7 protein-coding genes, 1 tRNA gene and 2 pseudogenes are annotated in these 8,541 nt (G+C 46.5%); 6 read left to right on the top strand and 4 right to left on the bottom strand.

Annotated features, from left to right (window positions below; all coding sequences use genetic code 11):
- Positions 1 to 398: 398 nt before the first annotated feature.
- Complete coding sequence (locus tag DDT52_RS20555) at positions 399 to 1,187, top strand: endonuclease/exonuclease/phosphatase family protein (protein WP_136157971.1); 789 nt, start codon at positions 399 to 401, stop codon at positions 1,185 to 1,187.
- A 66-nt stretch (positions 1,188 to 1,253) separates the two neighbouring features.
- On the opposite strand, the gene mltD is transcribed toward DDT52_RS20555, so the two are convergent.
- Positions 1,254 to 2,636: a murein transglycosylase D gene (gene mltD / locus DDT52_RS20550; protein ID WP_136157970.1), complete on the bottom strand. Its 1,383-nt coding sequence runs from the start codon at positions 2,634 to 2,636 to the stop codon at positions 1,254 to 1,256.
- A 70-nt stretch (positions 2,637 to 2,706) separates the two neighbouring features.
- Complete coding sequence (gene gloB, locus DDT52_RS20545; RefSeq protein ID WP_136157969.1) at positions 2,707 to 3,462, bottom strand: hydroxyacylglutathione hydrolase; 756 nt, start codon at positions 3,460 to 3,462, stop codon at positions 2,707 to 2,709.
- A 43-nt stretch (positions 3,463 to 3,505) separates the two neighbouring features.
- Here gloB and DDT52_RS20540 point away from each other — a divergent pair, with 43 nt between their 5' ends.
- A complete protein-coding gene (locus tag DDT52_RS20540; protein WP_109491525.1) occupies positions 3,506 to 4,216 on the top strand; it encodes a class I SAM-dependent methyltransferase in 711 nt (236 codons plus the stop codon).
- A gap of 10 nt (positions 4,217 to 4,226) precedes the next feature.
- Here DDT52_RS20540 and rnhA read toward each other — a convergent pair whose 3' ends face one another.
- Complete coding sequence (gene rnhA / locus DDT52_RS20535) at positions 4,227 to 4,793, bottom strand: ribonuclease HI (protein WP_168709814.1); 567 nt, start codon at positions 4,791 to 4,793, stop codon at positions 4,227 to 4,229.
- Between rnhA and dnaQ the strand changes: the two genes are divergently transcribed.
- The 3 genes and pseudogenes from dnaQ (at position 4,747) to DDT52_RS20520 (ending at position 7,170) form a co-directional block, all read left to right on the top strand.
- Complete coding sequence (dnaQ, locus tag DDT52_RS20530; protein WP_136157967.1) at positions 4,747 to 5,484, top strand: DNA polymerase III subunit epsilon; 738 nt, start codon at positions 4,747 to 4,749, stop codon at positions 5,482 to 5,484. The genes rnhA and dnaQ overlap by 47 nt on opposite strands.
- A 126-nt stretch (positions 5,485 to 5,610) precedes the next feature.
- A tRNA-Asp gene (locus tag DDT52_RS20525) sits at positions 5,611 to 5,687 on the top strand.
- Between the two features lie 273 nt (positions 5,688 to 5,960).
- Positions 5,961 to 7,170: pseudogene (locus tag DDT52_RS20520) on the top strand (integrase domain-containing protein).
- Between the two features lie 109 nt (positions 7,171 to 7,279).
- Here DDT52_RS20520 and DDT52_RS20515 read toward each other — a convergent pair.
- Positions 7,280 to 7,504, bottom strand: coding sequence for a hypothetical protein (locus DDT52_RS20515; protein WP_136157966.1), 225 nt, complete (start codon positions 7,502 to 7,504; stop codon positions 7,280 to 7,282).
- Between the two features lie 411 nt (positions 7,505 to 7,915).
- Here DDT52_RS20515 and DDT52_RS20510 point away from each other — a divergent pair.
- Positions 7,916 to 8,011 (top strand): annotated as a pseudogene (locus tag DDT52_RS20510) (IS1 family transposase); the annotation flags it as partial.
- Between the last annotated feature and the right edge of the window lie 530 nt (positions 8,012 to 8,541).

Raw genomic sequence — 8,541 nt, 5'->3', positions numbered from 1 at the left:
TCACGCAGGGGGTCGCGGGTTCGAGTCCCGTCCGTTCCGCCACTTATTGCATAAGCCCTGGGTCTAGACTCAGGGCTTTTTGTATTTATAACGTCAAAATATTTGAGAACATCTTTGGCGATTGTTTTCTTATGCCTGCTTACCCGACTGTCGTACGGTTTTTTGTGGCTCCTCACACCAGAACCAAACCTGCTACTACAATCATAGTGCTGGTGATTTCATAAGAATGATGTCGGCATCATATGCCATGAATAGCAGCTCGTTTTCGCAGTCTGTCTCATATTTTCTCTGCTTAACGGCCGTCATGCATTGAAAGTCTGATATAAAATCCCTATAACAGAAGAGTACCTCTGCTCAAGTTGTTGCATTGGCGTATTGAAATTTATAGCAGGCGAGGCGTGCGAAAAAAAAACTATGCGATGAGATATGTTGCTGGGCAACCGGCAGAACGTATCTTCCCACCCCGGCAAATGTTTCCTCTGGAACAAATGCTACCAACAGGGCCATTGCTGCTTGAGCAGAATGTTTTGCGCGTCATGGTGTGGAACATCTTTAAGCAGCAAAGAGTGAACTGGCTTTCTGTTTTACAGAATTTTGGCAAAGATACTCAGCTGGTTCTATTGCAGGAGGCGCAGAGCACGCCAGAGCTTATTCGTTTTGCAACATCTAACTATCTTTCTACCGATCAGGTTCCGGCCGTTGTCCTGCCACAGCATCCTTCAGGCGTAATGACGCTGTCGGCTGCTCAGCCTATGTATTGTTGCCCGCTGCGTGAAAGGGAACCATTACTGCGTTTATCGAAGTCTGCGCTGGTGACGGTGTATTTGTTGCATGATGGTCGACAACTGATGGTGATCAATATTCATGCAGTAAATTTCAGTTTCGGTGTTGAAGTATACAGTAAGCAGCTTGAGTCGATTGGTGAGTTGCTTAGCCATCACCGTGGCCCCGCTATTATGGCGGGTGACTTTAATGCCTGGAGTCAGCCCCGGATTAATGCGCTTTATCGCTTTGCTACGCGCATGGCGTTGCAAGAGGTGGGTTTTATTGACGATCATCGCCGTAGAGCATTTGGGCGCCCTCTGGACTTCGTATTCTATAGTGGGTTGGATGTCGTTCAGTCTTCAATTCTGGTGACGCAGGCATCGGATCACAATCCGTTGCTGGTAGAATTTCAGCTTAGATGAGATGGTCACTTTTGTTAGAAACGAAAAAAACCGCCTAAAAAAAGGCGGTTTTTTTGTATGCGCTATTTAAGAGTCAGGCCTTGTACCATCACTGACATAGAGCGTCAGTCTATCACCTGGCTGAATATTGGCATTCTTGTTAATAACCGTATTCCAGCGCATAACATCTGCAATATTCACTCCGTGGCGCTTGGCAATGCTGGCAAGTGAATCACCTTTACGAACCTGATAGGTGATTGAATCGCCTTTACTGCTACTGCTGTTGTTCGCTACCTTGGCAATTTGCAATGTCTGTCCAATCTTGAGTGTGCTTGCACTCCGTAGATTATTCCAGCTTTGTAAATCTTTGGTGCTGACATTCAGCCGAGCTGCAATCGCCGACAACGTATCGCCGGAACGAACCTTATACTGCGAATCTGCCGTTGATTGCGCTAAACGAGTAGGTTGCTGGATTGCGGCAATATCACCATCTGCCAGCGACCCCTTCAACTGCTCAACGTGAGCTTTCGGTACCATGATGTAATGTGGACCATTTGGTGCCGTCACATTACGCTTGTAACCTGAGTTATAGCTCTTTAACTTGGTTAACGACAAACCTGCCATTTCTGCTGCTTGCGTCAATTGCATTTGCTGTCCAAGGTCCACTCTGGCCAATGCGCGGCTTTCGTTTGGTTTGGGCAGGTTAACGCCGTATTTTTTGCTATTCTTAAGAATATCGCTCAGGGCCAACATTTTGGGAACATAGATTGACGTTTCACGTGGTAGCGTCAATGCCCAGAAATTTGTTGATTTTCCCTTTGCTTTATTTGCTTTAACCGCTTGCATGACACGACCTTCACCACTGTTATAAGCAGCGACTGTCAATAACCAGTCACCGTCAAACATGGCGTTAAGACGCTGCATGATATCCAGTGCAGCGGTCGTAGACGCGACGACGTCACGACGTCCGTCATACCATTGGTTTTGGGTCAAACCATAATTGCGCCCCGTGCCAGGGATTATCTGCCATAGCCCTGCGGCGTTGGCGGATGATGTGGCTTGAGGGTCAAAAGCGCTCTCCACTATGGGTAGCAGTACCAGTTCCATCGGCATTTTACGTTGCTTAATCTGCTCGACTATCCAGTACATGTACGGCTCTGCCCGTAATGTTACATCGTGGAGATAGCTCTTATTTTTTAAATAACGCGTTTTTTGCTCGCGGATCCGGGCGTTATCCGGAACCTCCATCTTCAACTCGTCGCCAATGAAGTTCCACAGATCTCGTTGCGCGAGGCTACCATCATCCAGCCATCGCGCCGAGGTCTCTCGACCATCTGCGTACTTTCCTGCTTCACTTTGACCTGCCGAAGACAGACTCTGTGCATGCTGTTTGGGTTGAGAGGTATCTTGGGGGGAAACCTGACAACCGACTAACAAGACAGAAGCGAATATCATCGCTTTAGCCTTCATATGTATGTCAATAGTTGTTTAAAAGACGAGCAATAATACTTGGATTAGCGGATCAGCACAACATAAACCTTTAGAAGCAGTCTTTCTTGCTACGTAGCAGGGCAAATGCTTCCCAATTCTCTATGCTTTCGGGTTCTGATGATATTTTTCTTTTTAAATCAATTTCATGGCAGCGTAAAAAAAGATTGATTTTTCGCTCTAACCCTAGCGTTGTCGGTAAACTTGATTGTGATTTTTCTCGTATCTGACTGATTTTATAAAGGTAGGCCTCAATAGTTGGTTCTTCTGGCCATATTGTGTGAGCAAACTCTAAGTTTGAGAGCGTATATTCATGCGCACAACAAATCAGCGTGTCATCAGGCAATTTAGATATTTTTTGAATAGATTCAAACATTTGATTTGGCGTACCTTCAAATATTCTGCCGCAGCCAGCGGAAAAAAGCGTATCGCCGCAGAATAAAAACGGATGGTGGTAGTATGCAATGTGACCAATTGTGTGGCCTGGAACATCGAATACAGAAAATTCCGAATTTAACAATTTGATGGTTTTTTCAGCATTAATGATGGTGGTTGCGCCGCTTTTTGCCGTTTCTGCCGGGCCGAAAACGGGCAGATTTGTATATTTTTCGACGAGTTGGCCCACGCCGCCGACATGGTCTTGATGGTGATGCGTAAGTAAAATAGCCTCAGGATAAAGCTGGTATTCTTGCAGCGCTTTTAATACCGGTTCTGCCTCGCCGGGATCGATAATCACGCAGTGATTTTCTTTGTTACTCAATAGCCAAATGTAGTTGTCCTGAAGGGCGGGAATACTGATAAGATTCATTGATTACCTCGTTTTGCTATCAGCCTGAGGAAGATAATAGAACATGAAGCCAGCGCAAACCCCTCAGACTCTGATTACCCCGGGTTCATGGGATGATATCACCTGTGGTCAATACTACCGTGAATCACTTGAACAGGCATTACTCCCCTGGTGGCCGAAGTTGTTTGGTTTCCATCTACTCAAAATAGGGCAGTTGAGCGCAGAGATCACCGTGAGTGAATGTTCGATTTCACATCAGGTTAATGTTGGCCCTTGCGGCAATAACTTGCAGATTATTGCTGACCCGCATCAGTTACCCTTTTCTGAAAAGTCGGTTGATGCGTGTTTGCTGGCTCAAACGCTGTCTTATTCTTCAGATCCGCACCGCATCTTGCGTGAAGTGGACCGCGTATTAATTGACGATGGCTGGTTGATATTGAGTAGTTTCAATCCGATCAGTTTTGTTGGATTAGCTAAACTTATCCCCAAATTAAACAAACGACAGCCTTATTGCAGCCGAATGTTTACGCAAATGAGGATGATGGATTGGCTTGCTTTGCTGAACTATGAGGTGGTACACCACGCCAGTTTTCATGTTACGCCATGGCGAAGAAATAAAGGAAAGTTGAACAAGCATTTTCCTGTTTTTGGCTGCATCACATTGCTTGTGGCGCGCAAAAGGACGATTCCGCTGATTGCTACGCCGATGCGTGCCAAATTACGCAAGGCGCCGTTGCGCCGCACGGTCGGCGCGACGAAAATCTATCGGCGTTGAAGGGATATCGTTATTCGGGTTTGTAACCAACGTCATCAAGCGTCGGGGCGCTAGCGGCGCTACGGGCCAGTTCATCACAGCGCTCATTTTCCGGATGTCCGGCATGTCCTTTTACCCATTCCCAGCGCAGGGTATGGCGTTGAATCGCTAAATCAAGGCGTTGCCAGAGGTCGACATTTTTTACCGGTTTTTTATCTGTGGTTTTCCAGCCGCGTTTTTTCCAGTTATGAATCCAACGGGTGATTCCCTGACGCACATACTGACTATCGGTACTTAACACCACTTCACATGGAGAGGTCAGCGTTTCAAGCGCAGCAATGGCCGCCATCAGTTCCATTCGGTTATTGGTGGTTAATCGATAGCCGGCGCTCAACGTTTTTTCATGCTGTTTGTAACGCAATAATACACCGTAACCGCCTGGTCCCGGATTCCCCAAACAAGATCCGTCGGTGAAAATTTCTACCTGTTTAATCATCTCTGGTAGACTCTCCCTTATGGTGAAAACGGCAAGTCTGACATAAACGAAAACGATGAGCACTGAAATTACGCGACAAATCGTCCTGGATACTGAAACCACCGGTATGAATAAACTGGGGGTTCACTACGAAGGGCATAAAATTATTGAAATTGGTGCAGTTGAGGTTATCAACCGTCGTCTGACTGGCCGCCATTTTCATGTTTATATCAAACCCGATCGTTTAGTCGATCCTGAAGCGTACAACGTACACGGTATCAGCGATGAGTTTTTAGCGGATAAGCCAACTTACGCCGACGTTGTCGATGATTTTCTCGATTTTATCCGGGGCGCCGAACTCGTTATTCATAACGCAATGTTTGATATCGGCTTTATGGATTATGAGTTCCGTATGCTGAATCGGGATATCCCGAAGACGGAAACGTTCTGTAAGATTACCGATAGCCTGTTGATGGCGCGTAAGATCTTCCCTGGCAAACGCAATAGTCTGGATGCACTATGCGATCGCTATCAGATAGATAACAGTAAACGAACGCTGCACGGCGCATTGCTGGATGCCGAGATTCTGGCGGAAGTCTATCTGGCGATGACCGGCGGCCAGACATCGTTGGCGTTCTCAATGGAAGGTGAGGCGCAGCGGCAGGAAAATGAGAGTGAAACTATTCAGCGCATTACGCGCCCTGCATCAGCATTGAAGGTTCTCTATGCCAATGAAGAGGAATTATTCACACATGAAAAGCGTTTGGATCTGATTGCGAAGAAAGGGGGCAGCTGCCTGTGGCGCAATGAGTAGCGCTTTATCGGCGAGGGAATAATCGTTGAGATGAAATTATAAGCAAACAGAATCGGTTAGTTATAAAAACCATTGACGTAATAGTACCATCATCTTAGTATTCCTCCCGCTCGATGAGCACAGAGTGGAGCGGTAGTTCAGTCGGTTAGAATACCTGCCTGTCACGCAGGGGGTCGCGGGTTCGAGTCCCGTCCGTTCCGCCACATCATTGTCTTTGGATGTTTTCATACATCCTTATGAGTTAAGAAACCGCAACGTCATCAACGGCTTGCGGTTTTTTTCCGTCCCTATATTTCCACCGGCGTGCCGGGGAAGCCAAAGATAATGAGTAGATAAATGAGTAGATCGCCCGATGAGGATATTTCGATACACTCATTTTGAATTGTTTATGACGGAAAACGTTTTAATTCCAGAGTATTGCAGCCATTCAACTTTGTGAAAACGGCCTCCGGGCCCGCGTTTATCAAGGAGCAGAAATGGCTATCATTACCCGTCCCCTTTCCTCTTCCGAGGTTCAGAAAGCAAAACCCGCCGCGAAGCCCTATTATCTGTTCGACGGGCGGGGTCTGTGCTTACAGATCAAACCCAACGGCAACAAATACTGGCACTGTCGCTACAACCGTCCCTCCACCGGAAAAGCCACGGAAATCAGCCTGGGGCAATATCCTGACGTTTCGCTGGCGGATGTTCGCCGGGAGCACCAGAAATTACTGGCGCTGCTGGCTAAAGGCATCGATCCCAGAGAAGTTGAACGTGAAGCAGCAGATCAACGCAAACGGACTGACGAGAGCCGCTTTCGCGTTGTGGCTGAAAAATGGCATAAAATCAAAAAAGGGAAGGTGACGGAGAAGCACGCCGTACAAATCTGGTCGTCACTGGAAAATAACGTGTTTCCGGCCATCGGCGATATTTCCGTCACGGAACTGAAAGCTCCCGACCTGATTGCTGCGTTGAGACCGATTGAAATACGGGGTGCGCTGGAAACCCTACGCCGGATCACCCAGCGCGTTAACGAGGTGATGGATTTTTCCGTCAATCTGGGGTTGATTGAGGCGAATCCCCTTTACCGCGTGAATCGGGTATTTGAAAAACCAGAGAAACGGCATATGGCAACCATTCGTCCTGAACGTTTGCCGGAACTGATGCAGCGCTTTGAAACGACCAATCTGGCCCTGATGACGCGCTATCTGCTGAAATGGCAACTTTTGACGCTGGTTCGTCCCGGTGAGGCGGCTGGCGCGATGTGGTGCGAAATCGACATGGAGAAAAAATTCTGGACCATTCCGCCTGAGCGTATGAAGAAGCGCCGTGAACATCAAGTACCGTTGTCACCGCAAGTGATGGCGTTACTGAAATGGCTTCAGCCGCTGAGCGGACACTCACCATTCCTTTTTCCCGGCAGGGGCAAGCGCAGCAAGCCTATGCACAGCGAGACGGTCAATAAGGCATTGCATCGCATGGGGTTGGGGGGGAGAATTGGTATCGCACGGTTTTCGGGCGTTGGGCAGTACAGCCATGAATGAAGCCGGATTTTCACCGGATGTTATTGAAGCTGTGCTGGCTCATTCCGATTCTAACCAAACGCGGGCAGCCTATAACCGCTCGACCTATCTGGCGCAGCGCGTCGAGGTTATGGACTGGTGGGGGCGAAAAGTTGATGAATCGGCACGAGCGGTAATGCTTTAGCAGAATTTATCCAGTTAGGGCGATCTGTTGTTGAAAATGGATCGTCTTTTTATTTTCAGAGACAATATTTTCTCGGTGGAGCAGTATTTTCCCTATTGGAACGCTGGCCTCATCCTATAACCACGCCTTCACGCGCACCGTTCTCCGGTGAGAACGCATCGGCAGATTTCTGTAAAATCTTCCCGGCCTTCGCCGGGTCAACTTTCCCAACTGCATCTACAGCTTCCTCCTGAATGCGTAGTCCCGCGCGTTGGCGCATATAATCCCACTTCCAGACAATCTCCTGCGACAAGACTAGGGTGAGAGTATTTATAATGGCCAGTAGGCAAAACATTCCTTGTCACCTGCATTTGAAAAAATAGAGCTCCAAAATCTCAAAGGAATTTTTGACTGTACTATATCATTTGTAAGCGTACAGCAAGATTGGGAGCTAGCTTGTGAAAATAGCATTAATGAAAATCAGCTGTTCATATTAGTGACAGTTATTATATTTCACGAGAAGAATTATATCTGCACCCCAAAGTCACTTGCGACATATTGAAGAAGCTCTGTGGGAGATGGTTTTTTTTTGAATCCGAACCGATGAAAATGTTCAAGCTCGTATAATCTTGACGGTGGAATTACCCAGTTTACTCCAACGCTTTTATCTTGGTTGAAACCATCGCTGATTTTAGAATAAATCTTGTGATAGATATCATCAATAGTGCCGTTGAATATATCCTCATAATAACGGATAAAAAACGGTAAGCGTTTGGCACGTAAAACAATTTTCTTCTCACGCTCGATTGAATTGCATGAAAAAGTCATCGGCGCTTTCATTGAAAAATACATGTTCTACTAATTGGATGCATCACCGTATCTCCTTTTACATAACGAAATTTACTGTGGTAGAAATAAATGGTGATGATATTTCTGCTTCGAAAGCCTCATATCATGCGGCGATAGCGGTTTCGTCGAACCAGTTAGTCAATAATTGCACTGGGCAAGTGCCTTACTGTCTTTTTTCCAGTTGGGATTTTAAACGTTTGCTTCGCCACAGTGAGTCAGGATGTACAGGAAACCGTAGCGTTTTAATTGTCGCGTTCGTCAAAGGCTCTGCTTATTCAACAAAGTCGGAGAGGATCTTGCCGATAGATTTTGCCAAAGACATATACCACTAGACTAAATATGTTCCGCTCCCTGGTTTAGCTAAAATCATAATGGTAATAATTAGCCATATAATAATTTACTAAATCTTTACGCGTGTTTTCGCTATATTGATAGGTGATAACTCGCAAACAGACATGGCTTTCATAAGCCTAACTTAAACTTTCAGAATAAATACAAAATCTGCGCAACTTCTTGCTCACTTTCCAGCATAAATCACTTTTT

The sequence above is a fragment of the Brenneria roseae subsp. roseae genome, assembly GCF_003115845.1.
Lineage (GTDB): Bacteria > Pseudomonadota > Gammaproteobacteria > Enterobacterales > Enterobacteriaceae > Brenneria > Brenneria roseae.
Note: the sequence above shows the minus strand (reverse complement) of the source record. Positions and strands in the feature narration are given on the sequence as shown.

Bases quoted from the DNA above. Each gene is read 5' to 3' on its own strand.
- mltD (WP_136157970.1), bottom strand. From the start codon at position 2,636: ATGAAGGCTAAAGCGATGATATTCGCTTCTGTCTTGTTAGTCGGTTGT.
- gloB (WP_136157969.1), bottom strand. From the start codon at position 3,462: ATGAATCTTATCAGTATTCCCGCCCTTCAGGACAACTACATTTGGCTA.
- DDT52_RS20540 (WP_109491525.1), top strand. From the start codon at position 3,506: ATGAAGCCAGCGCAAACCCCTCAGACTCTGATTACCCCGGGTTCATGG.
- dnaQ (WP_136157967.1), top strand. From the start codon at position 4,747: ATGAGCACTGAAATTACGCGACAAATCGTCCTGGATACTGAAACCACC.
- DDT52_RS20515 (WP_136157966.1), bottom strand. From the start codon at position 7,504: ATGTTTTGCCTACTGGCCATTATAAATACTCTCACCCTAGTCTTGTCG.